Genomic DNA, 20015 nt, shown 5'->3' on the forward strand with positions numbered 1-20015 from the left:
TATGACACGCTCGGCTGAACGCCATGTGCTGCAGTTTTGCCACGGCTACGACGGGCCGTTCCTGGACTGTGCCCGGCAATACGCCAACCTGTTCGCGGGCAGCGGCTATCGGGTGACCACGGTGTTTCTCACCGGGGCCGCCGATGCCGATGTCGCCGCAGGCTGTGCGTCCGACGAAGTGCTGTTCATGGAGTACAGCTCCAAGGCTATCCGCGGCCTGAAGCTGGGCGCCATCCGCGACCTGCGCAAGATCGCCGCGTCACGCAATTTCAGCCTCTGCATCGCTCACCGCTTCAAGCCGATCTATATCGCCTTGCTGGGGACCGCCTTGCCGGTGATCGGAGTTCATCATGCGTTTTCCGATTACAAGCGCCGTAGCCGGCAGATCTTCGCCGGGCTGTTTCGCAAGCGCCTGAGCCTGCTGGGGGTTTCCGACGCGGTGCGCGACGACATGCGTGCCTGCCTGCCCAAATGGCCTGCGGCGCGCATCCAGACCCTGTACAACCGTATCGACCTGGAAGCCTTGCAGGCCAGCCAGCTGGACACGGCCCAGGCCCGCAGCGAGTTGGGCCTGTCCGCGGATGCCTGGATTGTCGGCAACGTCGGGCGCCTGCACCCGGACAAGGATCAGGCCACTTTGCTGCGGGGCTTTGCCGCCGCCGTGCCGCAATTGCCGCAGCTGAGTCAGCTGGCGATCCTGGGGACCGGCCGCCTGGAAAAGGATCTGAAATCCCTGGCCCGTGAACTGGGTGTGGCCGATCGCGTGTTGTTCCTCGGGCAGGTGCCGGAGGCTCGGCGCTATTTCCGTGCGTTCGACGTATTTGCCTTGAGCTCAGATCACGAACCTTTTGGCATGGTCCTGCTGGAAGCCATGGCGGCCGGTGTGCCGTTGCTGGCCACCGCCTGCGGCGGTGCAAAGGAAGTGGTAGAGGGCGTGGGCATTCTGTTCCCTCTGGGAGACGTCGAGCACATGGCCCAAGGGCTGCAGCACTTGGCCGCGATGGATGATCATCAGCGCCGGGTCTGTGCCGAGCTGATGCTCGATCGTCTGCGCGAGCGTTTCTCCGACCGTGCTGTACGCGATGTTTTCTGGCGTTTGCCGCAAGTCACCGATCTGACCGCGAGGGGCTGATGCTCAATCGATTTCAAGGCTGGCGCGAACGTGGCTGGTCAGTCATTGATGCGTCGACCTATGCCGATGCCTGGCAGCGGTTTGGTGGCAGTGTGGCGACTCATCCGTTGGTGGTGGAGCAACTGGCAGACCTGGCGCAGATTCCCGTGCGTTATCTGGCCTGGGAACAGCACGGCCAGCTGCAGGCGGCCATTGCCACCTGGGGGCGGGATCTGGCGCTGTCCAAGGATGTGCTCAAGCGAGCCGGCAAGAAGGGCCTGTTCGACATAGGCAATGCCGAGCTGATCCTGCCGGCCGCCGCCGATGCCCAGGTACCGCTGCGTCATCGTGGGCGTTACCTTTCTGCGCTTAACGAAGGGCGCTTCAGCACCCTCAAGCCTCAGGCCGAACAATTGGCCATGGCCCGTACCCCTGAAGAACTGTCGAAGAAGTTTCGCTACAACCAGCGTCGCGAACTGCGTCTGCTGGAAGAGGCGGGCGGGGTGGTGCGTGCGGTCAGTGATTTCACCAGTGCTGAGCTGGCGGCCATTTACTGTGACCTTTTCCAGCGCCGCTGGGGCTTCCCGGCCACTGGCGCCGAGCGTATGGCCGAGGTGTTGGAACGTCTGCGCGAGCTGCTGATCGGCTCGGTGATTTTCCTCAAGGGTGCGCCGATTGCCGTGCAGTTGATCTATCGGGTCGAAGCCCCGGAATGGATCAGCGTCGAGTACGTGAATGGCGGGGTCGATCCCGAGACCCGTGACTTCAGCCCCGGCAGTGTGCTGAGTTTTCTCAATACCCAGAGTGCCTGGGAGCAGGCCCGGGCCTTGAACAAGCCGCTGCGTTTTTCCTTCGGTCGTGCCGACCGTGAATACAAGGATCGTTGGTGCAATCCTGTGCCGGTTTTCCAGGTGTGAGTCAGCCCATGAGTCGCAAGCAGCAACTGCTCAAGCGCCACCGGCGCAATAAACGAATCGCCCTGCTGGTGGGGCTGGTGCTGTTGCTGCTGGTGGGCGTGCTGGTGGCCTGGTGGTTGCCGCTGCTGCTGGCCGTTCTCGGCTGGCTGGCCCATGAGGCCTGGTTTGCCGACCATCTGTTCTACTCGCCCAAGGACGACTACTGCTACGACTTTGGCAACGAGGCCCGGCAGGTCGCAGTGCGCCTGGAGGCGGGGCGCCTGCTGGTGGACTCGGCGCAGGAGCTGGCCGCGGATGAGACGCTGATCCTCGGGGTGCAGGTCAAGAGCTCCTGGATCGGACGCTTTCTCGATCCGGCCATTGAAGTGCTGGGCGGTCCAACGGTTGACCGCCAGGCGTTCGAACGTGGGGTCAATGGCCTGCGATATCTCAACCTTAGCGGCCTGGCAGGCCCCCTGGTCGGCGGCGAGCTGCAACTGCGCGGGCGTTTCTGTCGGATTCGGGTCCAGCCCCAGTTGATGGCCTGGCGCGATCCCGACTACCGGCGCCAGCGAGTGATGGTGATCGCTCCCCATGCCGACGATGCCGAACTGGCAGCCTTTGGCTTGTACAGCCAGGCCGACGAAGCCTGGATCGTGACCCTGACGGCAGGGGAAATCGAGGCCGAGCATTATCAGGCCATGGGGATGAACCCAGTTGAGGCGGCGCGAATCAAGGGCCGCCTGCGGGCCTGGGACAGTATCGCCGTGCCGCGTTGGGCTGGAGTGCCTGAAGCCCAGTGCGTGCAGCTGGGGTACTTCTGTCTGCAACTGCCCGCCATGCAGGCCGCTCCACAGCAGCCGGTGGCCTCGCGTGAGGCCCAGTTGAGCGATATCCGCCTGTTCCGCCAGTTCAATCCGTTCCCGCTGCCAGCCGATCAGGATGGGTTGCCGACCTGGGACAACCTGCTGGCTGATCTGCGCGAGCTGCTGCTCAAGGCGCGGCCCGAAGTATTGGTGCTGCCGCATCCGTCACTGGACCCACATCCCGATCACATCTGTGCCCGCGAGGCCGTCATGCAGGCCCTGGAAGGGTTGGCCTGGCAACCGCGCACTGTGCTCGGCTATGCCAATCACCTGCATGACAACGACCGCTGGCCAATGGGGAATTCGGGGGCGGGCATTGCTTTGCCGCCGGTGTTCGATTCGACGACAGTGTTGCGTCCCTGGTGTTTGCCACTCTCCCAGGTTGAGCAATATGACAAGGCCATGGCCTTGGGGATGATGCATGACTTGCAGCCCAGAATGCCGTTCAAGCGGCGACTGCGCAGGTCGATACAATGGCTTCTGGCTGGAAGAGTGCCTTCGACCCTGGGAGAGAATGAGTTCTTTCGCAAGGCAGTGCGGCGGCACGAACTGTTCTGGCTGTTGCGGCAGCGATAAAACCGGCATAAACACAGGAATCTGTTGTGCCCCTAACCTGACAGCGAGTCTTTTGTGATCAATCCACGCCCGCGAATCCTGTTTCTCATGCCCTATTTCGGGCGCTGGCCATTCTGGCTGCCATTTTTTCTCGAAAGCTGCCGACGTAATCCGGATATCGACTGGTTGTTTTTCAGCGATTGCGGGACTCCGGAGAATCTGCCGCCGAACGTCCAGTTTGAAAGCATCAGCTTTGCCGATTATTGCGCCTTGGTATCCCAGCGCCTGGACATCGATTTTGCGCCCAAGGCGGCCTACAAGCTTTGTGATATCAGGCCTGCAATGGGGTACATCCATATTGACCGGCTGGAGGGCTACGACTTCTGGGCTTTCGGCGATATCGACCTGGTCTACGGTGACCTTCGGGCCTACTTCACCGCGGATCGTCTGGCGAAGTATGACCTGTTCTCCACCCACGAGCGTCGCGTTGCTGGGCACTTGTGCCTGATACGCAACAGCGCCCGCCAGCTTGAATTGTTCAGGCAGATCAAGGATTGGCAGACGCGCTTTACCGACCAGCAGCATCATGCACTGGATGAAGGGGCGTTCAGTCGGATTTTTCTCTGGCGCAAGAACTTCCCGAAGCCGCTGTTCAAGCTGGTGGGCAAGTTCAATCCATGGCGCCGTCGCAGTGAGTTCACTGAGGCGTTCAGCACGCCGGGCGGAGTGATCGATTGGCATGACGGCAGTCGTGATTTTCCGACGCGTTGGTACTGGAAGGATGGGCATCTGACCAACGACCGCGACGGCAACCGCAGCTTTCCATATTTCCACTTTGTGTGTTGGAAGCGCAATGAGTGGTCGGACTTGCCCGAGCAGGATGCCCAGGTGGTCCAGGCCCTGGCCAGCGAGTCGTCCTGGGTCATCGATGCCACAGGTTTTCATCGGGGAGAGTTATGAGCCAGCGCTTCAAGGTCCTGCAGCTGCAGCCGGACTACAACGTCAAGTCTCACGACTTCGCCGATCTGGCCGAGCAGATTGTCAAGGCTTTGCCGGCTGAGCGATACGAAATCACCGCGGCCTTTCTGCGGGGGCGCCCCGGGCCGAACGATCCGGTAAGCCGGGCTGCGCATTCGGTGTATTTCGAATTTTCCGACAAGTCCCTGAAGGGCATGCGCCTGCGGGCCATGTGGCGGCTTTACCAGTTCTGCCGCAAGGAAAAGTTCGATGTGGTGATCTGCAATCGCTTCAAGCCAGTGAACATGATGCTGACCCTCAACCGTTGGTTGAAGGTCCCGCTGTGCATCGGCATTTCCCACGGTTTTGGTGAGTACGACCGGTTTTACCGGCGGCGCCAGACACAGCGTCTGATCGACCGGCACTGGCGCTTTGTCGGCGTGTCGCCCGCGGTCAAGCAGTACCTGCTGGATTGCCAGTGCGGTTTCACCGACCAGAACACCTGGGCCATCACCAACGCCATCGATATCGAACAGGCCGAAGCCTTGCAGCATTCCCGCGAGCGCTCTCGTGAGTTGCTGGGGCTGGATCCTTCAGTGCGCCTGATCGGTGCCCTGGGGCGGCTGGTTCCGGTCAAGGGCCACACTTACCTGCTGCAGGCATTTGCTCAGCTCAAGGACAAGTACCCACAGACTCAACTGGCGATCATTGGCGCCGGGCGCGAAGAGGCCAATCTGCGTGCCGAGATCGAGCGTCTGGGGCTGCAGGGCCGGGCCCATCTGCTGGGCTTCAAGGAGAACGCCCTGCAGTATGTGCGGGCCTTCGATATCTGGACCATGCCATCACTGGCCGAAGGCTTGGGCCTGGCATTGCTGGAGGGTATGAGTGGGCAGTTGCCGGTGATCGCTTCCAATGTGCCGGCAATGCTGCCGCTGATCGAAGGGGCCGGTGGCCTGGCGGTGGAGCCGGCCAATGTGCCGGCGCTGACGGCGGCCCTGGACAATTACCTGGGTCTCCCCGATGAGGCGCTGGCCGAAAAGGGCCAGCAAGCGTATCGCTATCTGCAGAAAGAACATGATATCGAGGTGTTCCGCGAGGAGTACCTGCAATTGATCGACTCGGGATTGAGTCAGGCGGGCAAGAGACAGCAATGACAGACCAGCAACCTGTGGTGACGGTAATCATCGCCTCCTACAACCACGCGCCCTATATCGAGCAGAGCATTCTCAGCGTGCTCAACCAGACCTATTCGAACATCGAACTGCTGGTCGTGGATGACGGTTCCAGCGATGACAGCGTCGAGCGTATCCAGCGTTTGCAGGCGTTGCATGGTTTCGACTTCCGCGTCCAGCAGAATCAGGGGCTGACCAATACCCTCAATGGCGCCATCGCTCGGGCCAAGGGCAGCCTGATCGTGCCCTTCGGCTCCGACGACATCATGCTGCCCGAGCGCATCGCGACCCAGGTGGCCTACCTGGACGGCAAGCCTGAAGTCGGGATCTGCGCCGGCAATATCGAGTTGATCGACAGCGATGGCAACCTGTTTCCCGAAAATCGCCAGCGCCGTGACGTGCCGTTCCGGCGTCTGGACTTCGATGACATGTTCCTTGAGCGCAAGCCTTACCCGCCTGCGCCGACGTTGATGATTCGCCGTGAGGCTCTGGAGAAGGTCGGTGGTTTCGACCCGAGTATCCGCCTTGAGGACTTGCTGATCGAGCTGAAGATCACCCATGCGGGCTACTTTATCGACGGCTTGAACGTAGTGATGGCGCGTTATCGCAAGCATGCCACCAACTCCTACAAGAACCACCGCTTCATGATCGACAACATCCTGCGCACCTACGCTCTGTTCAGTGAGCATCCGCTGTACGAGGAGGTGCGCTACAAGTTCCTCAGCTCGATGTTCCTCAAGGTGTCCAATCGCGATCGGAAACTGGCCCGCGAATTGTTGGCGCAGATCCCGCTCAAGGCCTGGAACAAGAAAACCTGGCGTGGACTGGCCCGCCTGTATTTTTCGCCACTGGAAAAAGACTGAAGAGATACAGCGCGCTAAAAATTCGGTTTGCCCGCAATAAAAAAGACAGCACTAGAGGCTGTCTTTTTTATTGCGCTCAATCTGGGTTGTTACCTAGTGGGTACCCTTGAGGCTCTTGGCATCTGGCGTTTGCAGCAGCCCCTTTGCCTGGTCAATTGAAGTTCCCAGGGCGTAACCGTCCTGCAGTGCTGTCAGGTGCTCTTGGAAAAGCCATTGGCGGTCTTCAGGATAGCGCTGCATGTGGCGCAGGTTGCGCTGGCGCAGCGAGGTTCGCAGTGCTGACGGGTATACCCGTAGATCGGCCAAGTCGATCAGCCCAAACTGGTGATTCTCCAGGACAAGCACATTGGCTAGGTGTAGCGAGCGGAAGTACACGCCCCGCTCGTGCAGGTGGGCCATAAAGGCACCGAAGCTCTTAATCAGGGGGGCACGAGCCTCCGCGGACTCAGCTGACTGCAGGCACTGGCGCAGAGTTCGTCCTGGCAGAGGTTGATAGCGAACAGCGCTGCTGTCACCGGTGAGACGGTACAAGCCGAGGATGCTTGGGGTGGTGATTCCCATGTCGCGGAGTTGCTCGCTGTTTGTGGCAAAACGTTCAGAGTAGGGGTTGAAGCCGCCGGAGGTATACCAACGCCTCGGCCGGAACAGTTTCAAGAAACTGCCATCTTCCAGTTGAAGAACTTTGGGCCCAAGGCCATCGGATTCTATTGCGTGCGCATTGGCGATGAGCTGTTCGGTTTCCGCTGGTGTTAGTACTTGGCAGGTTAATGGAGTTGAGCGTCTGGCTCGTTGGCTGATGCATAAGGCGGCAATCAGAGCCAGGGGAATCCATAGCAGGAACCAGTGCTCCTTGGGGCGAGACAGGATTCCGCCACCTTCCGTGAGGCCAGCACCGATACCGAACATGAGCCAAGTTGAGGCTAGGATAATTAATGGCGTACTGCGCAACTGCCAGCTTCTGAACAATCCCCGGGCTTGCATGAATAGCCAGGGAATTAAGCCAACGATGCCTACGTAGTACAACACGCCCAATGCAAAGTTATGAGGCTCTGCCAGGAGATAGCCAATGCCAGCGTCCACCACTAGGTCGGCGTTGTAACCGTGACCAATCCAGGGATGCTCTGCAATGTAGCTGAGCATCAGGGTCCAGATTTCGAAGCGATAGGAGTTACGTTCGCCCAGCGTATGCGAGAACAGAAACAACGCTATTGCGCCGCAAATCAGCATTGTCGCAAGTAGCACGATCGAGCGGCGGTTCCAGCAGAGGAAGCTGATCCAGGCTGCTGCTAGCGTCAAGGCCACTAGTGGCGTTCGTGAACCAGTAGCAATGACCGTGGCGAACATGATGCCCATGGCCGGGATGGTCAGGAAAAGGACCCGCATGCGTTGGCAGGTCATGCTTAACCAGAGCCAGTAGACCAGGAAAAAGCCAAATAGGTGGGAGCTCAGCAGAGGGTTATCGAAGGCTCCGCCACCAATCATGCGGGTCCCTGGGGTATAGATCTTGCTGAATGCATACAGATTGAAGACAGATGCTATGAGTGCCACTGTTGCTGCACAGAAGAGCAGGGGTTGCAGTATGTCCCTACGATAGCTGACAAGAAGGCTGCAACCGGCAAAAAGCATAAGTAGGTGCAGAGGGGTCTTAAATTCGCCGGCCACACTGTCGACCGGCGGGCTCCAGGCAAGGCTGATCAGAGCCCAACTGCAAAACAGCAAGATGGCGAGGAAGATAGGTTCGCGTAACAGGCCTTTGACTTCGCTGGGGCGCATGCATAGAGCAATCAGTGTCGGGATGCTGAACAAACCGTAATACAACTTGTGCAATCCGCTGCGCCCTGGAAGGAAGAACAATGCGCAGAGAAGCAGTAGATAGCCGATCGGCAGAATCCACAAGCAAATGAAATCGAATACTCGATTGGCCGTGTTGTGAAGAGCATTGGGTTGCATGCTTTGACGTTCATCCCGGAAGTTAGGCTGGCAATCATAACGACTAATAGCTGGCAGTGTCGTCGGTCAGTTGAACAATCTCGGGTCCATGGGAGTGCCAGTGCGGCGAGCAAGCTGTGCTAAAGTCAGCCTCCTTTTTGACGACATTCGCGTGATATGACCGACTCCAGCCCCAGCGCAAGCCCCTCGAGCTTGAAAATCTACTTCCGCCTGCTCGGTTATGTTCGGCCCTATATTGGTCTGTTCTTTATCAGCATCATCGGGTTCCTGATATTCGCTTCGACCCAGCCCATGCTCGGCTACATTCTCAAGTATTTCGTAGACGGCCTGTCCAATCCTCAGGCGGTGCTGTTTCCCGGTGTACCTTATCTGCGTGACATGCAATTGTTGCAGGCGGTGCCGCTACTGATCGTACTGATCGCTGCCTGGCAAGGTCTGGGGTCCTACCTGGGTAACTACTTCCTGGCCAAGGTTTCCCTGGGACTGGTGCATGATCTACGGGTCGAGTTGTTCAACAACCTGTTGACCCTGCCCAATCGCTACTTCGACAAGCACAACTCGGGACACCTGATCTCGCGGATCACGTTCAACGTGACCATGGTCACGGGAGCGGCGACCGATGCGATCAAGGTGGTGATCCGCGAAGGCATGACGGTGATCTTCCTGTTCGCCTCGCTGTTGTGGATGAACTGGCGCCTGACCCTGGTGATGATCGCCATCCTGCCGCTGATTGCGATCATGGTGCGTACCGCCAGCAAGAAATTCCGCAAGCAAAGCAAGAAGATCCAGGTGGCCATGGGCGACGTGACCCACGTTGCCTCGGAAACCATCCAGGGCTATCGGGTGGTACGCAGCTTTGGCGGCGAAACCTATGAGCAGCAGCGCTTCCTGGCGGCCAGCCAGGGCAACACCGACAAGCAACTGCGCATGACCCGCACCGGCGCGATCTACACGCCGCTGCTGCAACTGGTGATCTACAGCGCCATGGCGGTGCTGATGTTCCTGGTCCTGTACCTGCGTGGCGACGCCTCGGCGGGGGAAATGGTGGCCTACATCACCATGGCCGGGCTGCTGCCCAAGCCGATCCGTCAGCTGTCGGAAGTCAGCTCCACCATCCAGAAGGGCGTGGCCGGTGCGGAAAGCATCTTCGAACAGTTGGACGTCGAGCCTGAGGTCGATCGTGGCACGGTGGAACACGCCAGCATCAGTGGGCATCTGGAAGTGCGCAACCTGAGCTTCACCTATCCTGGCACCGAGCGTCAGGTGCTGGATGACATCAGCTTCAGCGTCGAGCCCGGAAAAATGGTCGCCCTGGTGGGGCGTTCCGGCAGCGGCAAGTCGACCCTGGCGAACCTGATCCCGCGCTTCTATCACCACGACAAGGGCCAGATCCTCCTGGATGGCACCGAGGTCGAAGATTACCGCCTGCTGAACCTGCGTCGGCATATCGCCCAGGTTACCCAGCACGTCACCCTGTTCAGCGACACCGTGGCCAACAACATCGCCTATGGCGATCTGGCCGGGGCACCGCGGGCGGACATCGAAAAGGCTGCGGCCGACGCCTATGCCATGGATTTCATCTCCCAGTTGCCAGAAGGCCTCGACACTCAGGTCGGGGAGAACGGCGTGCTGCTTTCGGGTGGCCAGCGTCAGCGCCTGGCGATTGCCAGGGCCTTGCTGAAGAACGCACCGCTGCTGATTCTCGACGAGGCCACCTCGGCCCTGGACACCGAGTCCGAGCGGCATATCCAGGCCGCCCTGGACAAGGTCATGAAGGGACGCACCACCCTGGTGATTGCGCACCGTCTGTCTACTATCGAGAAGGCGGACATGATCCTGGTCATGGATCAGGGACGGATTGTCGAGCGCGGCACTCACGCCCAGTTGCTGGCCCAAAATGGCTACTACTCGCGGTTGCATGCCATGGGCCTGGAAGAGCCCGCACCCAACGGGATCGCCTGAGTCTTCCCGGGGAGCGGGCCCGCTCGTTCCCCGGAGCCACCAGGGTGTGCAAGGCACCTTGGCATCATTTGTATAACCCGCCTTACAGTCTTGACCAAGGCTAAATAATTCTGCGTTTCTCGCTTGTTATGGTTCCCGCCTGAATCTTCAAATGGATCGAGAGGGCCATCCTTCTCGCGTGGGTACCGCAATGCTGCAACGTTTTGTGTGGAAGTTATTACCCAAGACCCAGCGTCATTTCCTGTTGGGTCGCCTGTCGGTGGTGGACCGTCAGGTGGTGAACAAGTCCATGTCCGCCAATGTGCGTTTCCCCGATGCTTTTGCCCGTCATTCCTGTCTGTTTGTCCACGTTCCCAAGTGTGCCGGCAGCAGCATCTGCTCGGCCCTGTTCGATGGGTGGATGCCGGGGCACCTGCCGCTGTACTGGTATGAACAACAGTTCCCACGGACGTTTTCCAGCAGCTTCAAGTTCGCCTTCGTCCGTGATCCCCTGGAACGTGCCTATTCGGCCTATGCCTTTTTATGCGGCAACCGCCTGGGGCGGCGGGATGAGGCGGCCCAGAGCCTGGTGACGCACTACCGGGACTTCGACGACTTCGTCAGTCGCTGGCTGCACTCGGAGAATATCCACAGGCAGATGCATTTCGCGCCCCAGAGCGACTTCCTCTGCGACTCCTTGGGGCGCCTGGCGCTGGACTTCATCGGCTATCAGGAACACCTGCAACGTGACTTCCAGCTGCTGTGCCAGCAGTTGGGGGTCGATGCCCAACTACCCCATGTCAACGGCACTGCACAACGCCGCACCACCCCTGTCAGGGAATTCTGCTCGGTACGCACCCGGCGCCTGGTGCGCCGTGTCTATCAACGCGACTACGAGATGCTGGGTTATGAATAAGCTCGCTTGTGCGCCTTTGGAGCAACTGCAGATCCGCCCCTACAGCCTGTCGCTGTCCATCGAGGCCCGGGCCGCCCTCAAGCAGCAGAAGCCCTGCTGTCTATGGCTGACCGGCTTGTCGGGGGCCGGCAAGTCGACCCTGGCCAATCTGCTGGAACTGCGCCTCAACGAGTTGGGCATGCATACCTTCGTTCTCGATGGTGACAATGTGCGCAGTGGGCTGTGCCGTGACCTGGGAATGGGGGCCGAGGCGCGCAAGGAAAACATCCGCCGTCTGGCCGAGGTGGCGCGGCTGATGGTGGAGGCTGGGCTGTTGGTGATCGTGTCGGCGATTTCACCGTTTCGCGCCGAGCGTGATGCTGCCCGGGCGCTGTTCGGGGCCGGGCAGTTTATCGAGGTGTACATCAGCACATCGTTCGATGCCTGTGCCCGGCGCGATCCCAAGGGCCTGTATCAGGCGGCCCTGGAGGGCCGTATCAAGGATTTCACCGGCCTCGACAGCCCCTATGAAGCGCCGCTGCAAGCCGATTGCGAGATCGATACCGCCAGCGTGGAGGTGCCGGAGGCGATCCGCCGGCTGCTGCAACTGCTGCAGCGCAAATGAACCGCAGAAAATCTTCGCCGGCCTCACTCAAGGCATAGAACTAGGCGGTGCCAACCCTGTGTTAATATCGCGCCCCTGTTCATTTTGTATGTGGGATGCTCCATGAAGTTGTCCATGCCGCGATTCGATCAAGCCCCTGTCTTGGTGGTCGGCGATGTCATGCTCGACCGTTACTGGCATGGTGGTACCTCACGGATTTCCCCTGAGGCGCCGGTGCCGGTGGTCAAGGTCGAGCAGATCGAGGACCGCCCGGGCGGTGCCGCCAACGTTGCCCTGAACATCGCCGCCCTCGGCGCGCCCGCCTCCCTGGTGGGGGTGACCGGTGACGATGAGGCTGCCGATAGCCTGGCCAACAGCCTGCAAGGTGCGGGTGTACGTGCACTGTTCCAGCGCATTGCCCACCAGCCGACCATCGTCAAGCTGCGGGTCATGAGCCGTCACCAACAGCTGTTGCGCATCGACTTTGAAGAACCTTTCGCCACCGACGCCCTGGCCCTGGCGGCCGAGGTCGACGCTCTGCTCGATGGCATCAAGGTGCTGGTGCTGTCCGACTACGGCAAAGGCGCTCTGCGCAACCACCAGGTGCTGATTGCCGCCGCGCGGGCCCGTGGCATTCCGGTGCTGGCGGACCCCAAGGGCAAGGATTTCTCCATCTACCGTGGTGCCAGCCTGATCACGCCGAACCTCAGCGAGTTCGAAACCATAGTCGGCGGCTGTGCCGACGAGCACGAGCTGGTGAGCAAGGGCGCCAAGCTCATGCACGATCTGGAACTGGGGGCCCTGCTGGTGACCCGTGGCGAGCACGGCATGACCTTGCTGCGTCCGGATCATCCGGCCCTGCATCTGCCGGCCCGTGCCCGTGAAGTGTTCGACGTCACCGGGGCCGGCGATACCGTGATTTCTACCCTGGCGGCAGCGATTGCCGCCGGTGAAGAGCTGCCCCACGCCGTGGGCCTGGCCAATCTGGCCGCGGGCATTGTGGTCGGCAAGCTGGGTACGGCGGCCATCAGTGCACCGGAACTGCGTCGGGCGATCCAGCGCGAGGAAGGTTCCGAGCGCGGCGTACTGAGTCTCGACCAGCTGTTGCTGGCCATCGATGATGCCCGGGCACACAACGAGAAGATCGTATTCACCAATGGCTGCTTCGACATCCTTCATGCCGGGCATGTGACCTACCTTGAGCAGGCCCGGGCCCAGGGTGACCGATTGATCGTGGCGATCAACGACGATGCTTCGGTCAGCCGCCTGAAAGGACCCGGACGTCCGATCAACAGTGTCGACCGGCGCATGGCGGTGCTGGCGGGGCTGGGGGCCGTGGACTGGGTGATCAGCTTCCCTGAAGGCACGCCGGAAAACCTGCTGTCCCAGGTCCGCCCGGACGTGCTGGTCAAGGGCGGCGACTACGGCATCGACCAGGTAGTGGGCGCCGATATCGTTACGGCCTACGGCGGTACAGTGAAGGTGCTGGGGTTGGTGGAGAACAGCTCGACCACCGCCATCGTCGAGAAGATCCGCAAGACCGACAAGGCCCAGTAACGGCCACAGTCTGAAAAAGGCGCCTGCTCCAGGCGCCTTTTTTTGCCTCAGCCTTGGCGCCTGGTCTTGGCGGGAACCATCTTGCGCAGGATCTGCCGGGCCTTGCCGGTCAGGCGCGAAAGTTTCGATTCCTTTTCCGGTTCGCTCAGGCCTCGCTGCCTGAGCCAGTCCTTCCAGCGAATCCGCTCCTCACGCACCACCCAGCCCTCCTGCTGGGCGAAGCTTTCCGCCAGGTACAGGCCGCGGGTACTGGCCGGGTGCAGTTGGTCCTTCTTCAAGGTGTACAGCTCGGCACAGGGCTGGCCATTGTCCAGGGGCATCAGGTACAGATCCGGACGCTTGCGGTCCAGGCGCGCCACCAACTGGTCGCCTTCCAGCCGCTCGTCGACATGGAACAGGCTCAGCGACTTGGCTTCCTTGGGGACGTCCAGGCGCAGGTCGTAGATCAGTTGCAAGGAGGCGGTGGGCAGGTGCACATAGGCCCGGGGACGCTCCAGCAGTTGCAGGTTGGCGCAGCGAACCGGTCGCGCGGCTCCGGACAGCGGAGTCAGGCGAAAGGGCAGGGCCTCGCGGTAATGCAGGGCCCCGGCGTAGGGGGCGGGTAGCCAGGTGTCGTTGAAGCGTCCGCCGAGCCAGCCTTCCGGGGTTTCCAGCAGGCATTCCTCGGCTATTTCCTGGATGGCCGTGTGCAGCGGCAGGTTCAGTTCATGGGCGGGCACGTAGCCGGAGATCAGCTTGAGCACCACGTCACCGCGGTCCTGGCGTCGCTGGCGCACCAGGACCCAGTAATCACGGTTCTGCCAGTGCAGGGTCAGGCGTACCGAAACCCCGAGGTTGGCCAGTTCCAAGGCAAACCTTTCGTTGTCGGCTACCGTCACCGCGCGTCGGCGCTGCAGGGTCTGCGCGAAGTTCAGCGGCATCCCTACGCTCTGGTAGCAGAGGCCTTCGGGAGTCGCTTCGACGAACAGGGGCAGGGTCTTGAAGTTGCTGGGGTTCTTTCTAATCAGCGGTCGCGACATCTCGGCTCCTTCCTGCGTCGGGGGGCGGTCGCGTCGGCGGCATCAGTGCTTGCCTAGGGTCTGTTCCCGTTTGGCACGCAACCCGAAGGGCCGCCGTCGCGGCCTGTCATCAAACGGGAACAGACCCTAGAACCTGAGCCACGGTTGCCACGTTATGGGCCAGGTGCAACGGATTGATGGTCCCGACAATAGCACTGGCAACGCCGGGCCGGTCAAACAGCAGTTCGAAACTGGCCCGCACCGGGTCGATGCCCGGGCTCAGGCAGACATGGCCGCTGGCCAGGGCCTTTTTTACCAGGATGCCCTTATGGTGGGCGGCGGCATAGTCAATGACCGCTCGCTCGGCCTGTTCGTTCAGATTGTAGGTAACCATGGCGCAATCGCCTTGCTCCAGAGCCTTCAGGCCGCCATCGACGGTTTTGCCGGAAAAGCCGAAGCCGCGGATCTTGCCCTCTTGCTTGAGCTGCGCCAGGGTCTGGTAGACCTCGCTCTGGTCGAGAATGGCCAGGTCGTTGCCGTCGGAATGCACCAGCACCAGGTCGATGAAGTCGGTTTCCAGGCGTTGCAGGCTGCGTTCCACGGACAGTCGGGTGTGAGCGGCACTGAAGTCGTGGCGGGACACGCCGTCGGCAAACTCTTCACCGACCTTGCTGACGATCACCCATTCCTGGCGCTGGCCGCGTAGCAGGGGGCCCAGGCGCTCTTCGCTGCGGCCGTAGGCGGGGGCGGTGTCGATCAGGTTGATGCCCAGGTCGCGGGTCAGCTTGAGCAGCATGCGGGCTTCCTGGTCATCCGGAATCTGGAAGCCGCTGGGGTATTTCACCCCTTGGTCGCGGCCCAGCTTGACCGTGCCCAGGCCCAGGGGCGAAACCATCAGGCCGGTGCTGCCGATGGGGCGATGCAGGTTGTGCAGGGTCGGCTGGCTCATGGCAGCAGTTGCTCCCAGGCCGGTTGTGCCAGGGGCGGCTTGGGCAGGGCCGGGAGAGGATCACTGTGGCCTGGACGAATGCCGTCGCGCTCCAGGGCTGCGAGGACTCGATCGGCGAAGTCCGGCGCCAGGGCCAGTTTGGTCGGCCAACCCACCAGCAGGCGATCCTGCTCGGCGAGGAAGGCGTTGTCTGGCCGGGTCAGCCCCGATTGCGCCGGCTCGGCCCGGTCCACCCGCAAGGTGGCCCATTGCGCCTGGCTCAGATCGACCCAGGGCAGCAACTGAGAAAGCTCTTTGCGGGCTGCGGCGATTTGCGCCGCCGGTTCCCGGGCCACGCCTTCGGCTTCGGCGAGATCGCCTCCCAGGTACCAGACCCACTGGCCATCGGCCGCCGGGTGGGTGGTGACGGTGATCCGGGGTTTGGGACCGCCACCCAGGCAATGGGCGTACAGGGGTTTCAGGCTCGGTCCCTTGACCAGCACCATGTGCAACGGACGTCGCTGCATGGCCGGCTGGCTCAGGCCGACGGCCTTGAGCAGGTCGGCATTGCCGGCGCCGGCGCTGAGGACGATGCGTTGCGCGCGGATCTCGCGCTCATCGACCCGCAGGCCCATCAGTCGATCATTCTCCAGCAGAGGTTCGATTTTCTGCCCGGCCAGCAGGCTGTTGCCGCCCAGGTCCGCCAGACGCTGGATGACGCTGGGCACATCCACCACCAGTTCGGCCAGGCGATAGACCTTGCCTTTGAAGCGCTTGTCTTGCAGGGCTGGGGGCAGTTGCTCGCCCTTGACCTGATCGACCCGGCCGCGCACAGCCTTGCTGGCAAAGAAGCTGGTGAGGTTGCCGGCCAGAGTGCCGGGAGACCATAGGTAGTGGGCCTCGGACAGCAGGCGCACGCCGGACAGGTCCAGCTCGCCGGTGCCGGCCAGGGCTTCGCGCCAGCGCCGGGGCATGTCGGCGATGGCTTCCGAGGCACCGGTAAGGGCACCGTGCAGGGCGTACTTGGCGCCACCGTGGATGATCCCCTGGGATTTCACGCTCTGTCCGCCACCGAGGCTGGCGCTTTCCACCAGCACAGTGGAAAAGCCCTGGCGCCGCAGGCGGGCGTTGAGCCAGAGACCGGCGATGCCTGCGCCGACAATCAGCACATCGGTGGAAATAGCGGATGGCATGCAGCGACCTCAGTGTTCAAAACGAGAGGCGCAGTATACAGGCTCGTGAATCTGTAGGAGCGACCGGGCGAAACCCGTGACAGCTTGTCACGGGGTGGGCTGTTCGCCGATAAGCCGGCTCCTGCATGAGGCGAGGGTCAGTGCCCGGCGGTTTTCGAGAATAGCTGGATCACCACGACCCCAAGGACGATCAGCGCCATGCCCAGCATTGCCGGGATATCCAGCTTCTGGCCGTAGAGAAACAGTGCGGCGATGCTGACCATGACGATGCCCATGCCGGCCCACACCGCATAGGCCACCCCCACCGGGACGGTGCGCACCACCAGGGTCAGCATCCAGAAGGCTACGCCGTAGCCGACGATGATCAGCGCCAGGGGCAGCGGCGTGCTCAAGCCCTTGACCGCTTTCATTGAAACAGTGGCAATCACTTCCGCGCAGATGGCGATAGCCAGGTAGTAGTAAGCGTTCATGGGAGGGTTCCTCGTGTCTGGGACTGCTTTTCTGAGGTCGGCATTCTAGAGGCTGCTCAGATGGGGTAAAGTCATTACCTATCTGTTATTGAGATAGGTTGCTCTATGAACATGCAATGGAACCTGGAGCAGTTGCGGCTGTTTGTCAGTGTCGCCGAATTGCGCTCGTTTTCTGCGGTGGCCCGCCAGCAGCGCAAGGCTCAGTCCGCCATCAGCAGTGCCATTGCCCTGCTGGAAGAGGACCTGGGAGTCAGCCTGTTCGAACGCAGCAGCGGTCGTCAGCCAAAGCTCACCGAAGCTGGCAGCGCCTTGCTGCAGGAGGCCCGGGAAATCCTGCGCCAGTGTGATCGCCTCAATGGCCGGGCGCTGGCCTTGATGCGAGGCCAGGAGGCCCGGTTACGCCTGGCCCAGGACGAGGCGATGCCTTATCAACCGGTGCTCGACAGCCTGGAAGCCCTGGCCGAGCGCTTTCCCAGCCTGGAAGTGCAACTGGCCAGCGGTGCTCAGGGGGACGTGGCACGCAAACTGGTGGAGCGCCGTGCCGACTTGGGGCTGCTGTTTCACCATGAGCAGATGCCGGAGACCCTGGAACGCCGGGCCTTGGGGAGCGTCGAGATGGTCACCGTCTGCGCCGTCGGGCATCCGCTAGCCCATGAGAAACGGGTCAACCGCCAGCTTCTGGCCCGGCACCGGCAGTTGCTGATCGCTCCCCAACTCAGTGGTTATCCCGGTGGCGAGCAGGTCAGCCCCCAGGTCTGGCGGGCTGACAGCTTTTATGTAATGGCTGAATGGCTGATGCGGGGCCTGGGCTGGGCCTGGCTGCCGCGGCATGTGGTGCAGTACCCGGCTTACCAGCACCAGATGGTCGAATTGGTCAGCGAATGGACCCCGCCGGCGCTGGTGGTGGAGTTGGCCTGGCGTCGCGATGAACCTCTGGGGCCGGCGGCGCGCTGGCTGGCGGAACGTTTTGCCGTGCACCTGAAGGCGATCGGCTAAAAAACCGATAAACTCCGCCGCCATGAATAGAACTCTCTATACCGCACTGTTTTACCTGGGGCTGCCATTGGTAGCGATTCGCCTGTGGCTGCGTTCGCGCAAGGCCCCGGCTTATGCCAAGCGCATTGGCGAGCGTTTCTCCCTGGGCTTGCCGGACATGCAGACTGGCGGCATTTGGGTGCATGCGGTGTCTGTGGGCGAGAGCATCGCCGCCGCACCGATGATTCGTGCCCTGTTGGCCCGTTATCCCCAGTTGCCGATCACCGTGACCTGCATGACACCCACCGGCTCCGAGCGTATCCAGGCGCTGTTCGCCAATGAGCCGCGAATCCAGCATTGCTACCTGCCTTACGATCTGCCCTGCGCCGCGGCGCGGTTTCTTGACCGGGTGCAGCCCAAGCTGGCGGTGATCATGGAGACCGAGCTGTGGCCCAACCACATTGACCAGTGTGCCCGACGCGGGATTCCGGTGGCCCTGGCCAATGCCCGGTTGTCCGAGCGCTCGGCCAAGGGCTACGGGCGTTTTGCCCGCCTGACCGCGCCCATGCTGGGGCAGATGAGTCTTTTCGCGGTGCAGACCGAAGCCGAAGCCGAACGTTTCCGTCAATTGGGCGCGCGTTCCGAGACGGTGGAAGTCACAGGCTCGATCAAGTTCGACCTGAGTATCGACCCGCAACTGCTGCAACGGGCCACTGAGCTGCGCCAGCAATGGCAGGCCATGGAGCGTCCGGTGTGGATCGCCGCCAGCACCCACGAAGGTGAAGACGCTGTGGTGCTCGACGCCCATCGGCAACTGCTGGCCAGTTACCCGAATGCCTTGCTGATCCTGGTGCCACGGCACCCGGAGCGCTTCAACTCGGTGTTCGAGCTTTGCCAGCAACAGGGTTTTGCGACGGTTCGCCGGTCTTCCGGGGAGCCGGTAAGCGCCGCCACCTCGGTCTTGCTGGGGGACACCATGGGCGAGTTGCTGTTCCTTTACGCCCTGGCCGACAGCGCTTTTGTCGGCGGCAGCCTGGTCGCCAATGGCGGGCACAACCTGCTGGAACCGGCGGCGCTGGCCAAGCCGGTGATCAGCGGGCCGCACCTGTTCAACTTCCTGGAAATCGCCGCAATGCTGCGCGAGGCCGGTGCCCTGCAGGAGGTGGATGATGCTGAAGGGCTGGCGGTGGCGGTGCAGCGCCTGTTCGAGTTGCCCCGGGATGCGCAGAAGATGGCCGAGGCGGGGCTCAAGGTGCTCAAGGCCAATCAGGGGGCGTTGCAGCGTTTGCTCGATGGTCTCGACCGTTTGCTCAAGGGGCGCTGAGCCGTAACCCCGAAAGGGCTTTGCCGGAATGCAAAAAGGCCACCCGCTTGGGTGGCCTTTTTCATGGCTGCGGCTTTCAGGGGCGAGCCTTGAGCTGCTCTTGTGCGGCCTTGGCCAGGTCCGGCGGCAGGAAGTCGCGATCCGGGTTGTAGTCGGCCTTGAGGTAGCGCGACAGGTCCTGCAGATCACCGGGGTTGAGGGTGCCGGCGGCCTGCTTCAGGCGCAGGTTGTCGAGGATGTAGTCGTAGCGGCTGTTGTTGTAGTTGCGCACCGAGGTGTACAGCTGGCGCTGGGCGTCGAGCACATCGACGATATTGCGCGTGCCCACCTGGTAGCCGATTTCGGTGGCTTCCACCGCGCTCTGGTTGGAGATGATCGACTGGCGTCGGGCCTGGACCTGCTCGACATCGGTGTTCACCGCCCGGTGCAGGTTGCGGGTGTTTTCCACCACCTGGCGGCGCAGGGATTCACGCTGCTGTTCGGTCTGGCTCAGGCGCGAATAGGACTCGCGAACCTGGGAACTGGTCAGGCCGCCGCTGTAGATCGGGATGTTCAACTGCAGGCCGATGGAGCGTTGTTCGACATCGCTGCCATAGCGCGTCAACGGATTGGGGTTGCTGAAGCCCAGGGCGTCGTTGTCGCCTTTCTTGTACTGCGCCACGGCGTCCAGGGTCGGGGCGTGCCCGGCCTTGCGCTGCTTGAGGGTTTCCTCGGCGGCGCTGACCGCATAGTTGCTGGCCAGCAGGTTGAGGTTCTGCTT

Annotated in this window: 18 protein-coding genes; 12 read left to right on the forward strand and 6 right to left on the reverse strand. The window is 61.7% G+C overall.

The window, feature by feature from the left end; all coding sequences use genetic code 11:
- Position 1: 1 nt before the first annotated feature.
- Genes BLX41_RS00715 through BLX41_RS00740 form a run of 6 tightly spaced genes read left to right on the forward strand, consistent with a single transcriptional unit; the run spans position 2 to position 6420 of the window.
- Entirely contained in the window at positions 2–1132 is a 1131-nt protein-coding gene (locus tag BLX41_RS00715; RefSeq protein WP_123723357.1) for a glycosyltransferase, read from the forward strand.
- Positions 1132–2028, forward strand: a complete 897-nt coding sequence (locus BLX41_RS00720) for an antimicrobial resistance protein Mig-14 (protein WP_123723358.1) — start codon at positions 1132–1134, stop codon at positions 2026–2028. Before BLX41_RS00715 ends, BLX41_RS00720 begins: the two co-directional genes overlap by 1 nt.
- Positions 2029–2036: 8 nt before the next feature.
- Positions 2037–3449 (forward strand): PIG-L deacetylase family protein, encoded by a 1413-nt coding sequence (locus BLX41_RS00725; RefSeq protein ID WP_123723473.1) that lies wholly within the window; start codon positions 2037–2039, stop codon positions 3447–3449.
- Between the two features lie 54 nt (positions 3450–3503).
- Positions 3504–4388, forward strand: a complete 885-nt coding sequence (locus tag BLX41_RS00730; RefSeq protein WP_123723359.1) for a DUF6625 family protein — start codon at positions 3504–3506, stop codon at positions 4386–4388.
- Positions 4385–5539, forward strand: a complete 1155-nt coding sequence (locus BLX41_RS00735; protein WP_123723360.1) for a glycosyltransferase — start codon at positions 4385–4387, stop codon at positions 5537–5539. The genes BLX41_RS00730 and BLX41_RS00735 overlap by 4 nt, the downstream gene beginning before the upstream one ends.
- Positions 5536–6420, forward strand: a complete 885-nt coding sequence (locus tag BLX41_RS00740) for a glycosyltransferase (protein WP_123723361.1) — start codon at positions 5536–5538, stop codon at positions 6418–6420. Before BLX41_RS00735 ends, BLX41_RS00740 begins: the two co-directional genes overlap by 4 nt.
- Positions 6421–6513: 93 nt before the next feature.
- On the opposite strand, the gene BLX41_RS00745 is transcribed toward BLX41_RS00740, so the two are convergent.
- Positions 6514–8370 (reverse strand): bifunctional O-antigen ligase/aminoglycoside phosphotransferase family protein, encoded by a 1857-nt coding sequence (locus BLX41_RS00745; RefSeq protein ID WP_123723362.1) that lies wholly within the window; start codon positions 8368–8370, stop codon positions 6514–6516.
- 156 nt (positions 8371–8526) lie between these two features.
- Here BLX41_RS00745 and msbA point away from each other — a divergent pair, with 156 nt between their 5' ends.
- The 4 genes from msbA to hldE all read left to right on the forward strand — a co-directional run bounded on the left by msbA (position 8527) and on the right by hldE (position 13367).
- Positions 8527–10332 (forward strand): lipid A export permease/ATP-binding protein MsbA, encoded by a 1806-nt coding sequence (msbA, locus tag BLX41_RS00750; RefSeq protein ID WP_123723363.1) that lies wholly within the window; start codon positions 8527–8529, stop codon positions 10330–10332.
- Positions 10333–10522: 190 nt separating this feature from the next.
- On the forward strand, positions 10523–11227 hold the full coding sequence (locus BLX41_RS00755; RefSeq protein WP_123723364.1) for a sulfotransferase family 2 domain-containing protein: 705 nt from the start codon (positions 10523–10525) through the stop codon (positions 11225–11227).
- Entirely contained in the window at positions 11220–11831 is a 612-nt protein-coding gene (cysC, locus tag BLX41_RS00760) for an adenylyl-sulfate kinase (protein WP_123723365.1), read from the forward strand. Before BLX41_RS00755 ends, cysC begins: the two co-directional genes overlap by 8 nt.
- 102 nt (positions 11832–11933) lie before the next feature.
- Complete coding sequence (hldE, locus tag BLX41_RS00765) at positions 11934–13367, forward strand: bifunctional D-glycero-beta-D-manno-heptose-7-phosphate kinase/D-glycero-beta-D-manno-heptose 1-phosphate adenylyltransferase HldE (RefSeq protein ID WP_123723366.1); 1434 nt, start codon at positions 11934–11936, stop codon at positions 13365–13367.
- Between the two features lie 47 nt (positions 13368–13414).
- Here the strand turns inward: hldE and BLX41_RS00770 are convergent, their stop codons facing one another.
- The 4 genes from BLX41_RS00770 to BLX41_RS00785 form a co-directional block, all read right to left on the reverse strand.
- The gene (locus BLX41_RS00770; protein WP_123723367.1) at positions 13415–14386 is read right to left on the reverse strand and encodes a metal ABC transporter ATPase; all 972 of its coding nucleotides are present in this window, start codon (positions 14384–14386) and stop codon (positions 13415–13417) included.
- A 109-nt stretch (positions 14387–14495) separates the two neighbouring features.
- A complete protein-coding gene (locus BLX41_RS00775) occupies positions 14496–15314 on the reverse strand; it encodes an aldo/keto reductase (protein ID WP_123723368.1) in 819 nt (272 codons plus the stop codon).
- Positions 15311–16486 (reverse strand): NAD(P)/FAD-dependent oxidoreductase, encoded by a 1176-nt coding sequence (locus tag BLX41_RS00780; RefSeq protein WP_123723369.1) that lies wholly within the window; start codon positions 16484–16486, stop codon positions 15311–15313. Before BLX41_RS00780 ends, BLX41_RS00775 begins: the two co-directional genes overlap by 4 nt.
- 137 nt (positions 16487–16623) lie before the next feature.
- Positions 16624–16956, reverse strand: coding sequence for a DMT family transporter (locus BLX41_RS00785; protein ID WP_011058907.1), 333 nt, complete (start codon positions 16954–16956; stop codon positions 16624–16626).
- A gap of 111 nt (positions 16957–17067) precedes the next feature.
- Between BLX41_RS00785 and BLX41_RS00790 the strand changes: the two genes are divergently transcribed.
- Complete coding sequence (locus tag BLX41_RS00790) at positions 17068–17952, forward strand: LysR family transcriptional regulator (RefSeq protein WP_185073322.1); 885 nt, start codon at positions 17068–17070, stop codon at positions 17950–17952.
- A gap of 22 nt (positions 17953–17974) precedes the next feature.
- Positions 17975–19255 carry a lipid IV(A) 3-deoxy-D-manno-octulosonic acid transferase gene (waaA, locus tag BLX41_RS00795; RefSeq protein WP_123723371.1) on the forward strand — a complete coding sequence of 427 codons (1281 nt, stop codon included), beginning with the start codon at positions 17975–17977 and terminating at the stop codon, positions 19253–19255.
- Positions 19256–19331: 76 nt separating this feature from the next.
- Here the strand turns inward: waaA and BLX41_RS34120 are convergent.
- Positions 19332–20015: TolC family protein (locus BLX41_RS34120; protein ID WP_259744292.1), on the reverse strand; the 684-nt coding region annotated here is incomplete at its 5' end.

Origin of the sequence: Pseudomonas protegens, from assembly GCF_003732485.1 — a bacterium.
GTDB lineage: Bacteria > Pseudomonadota > Gammaproteobacteria > Pseudomonadales > Pseudomonadaceae > Aquipseudomonas > Aquipseudomonas protegens_B.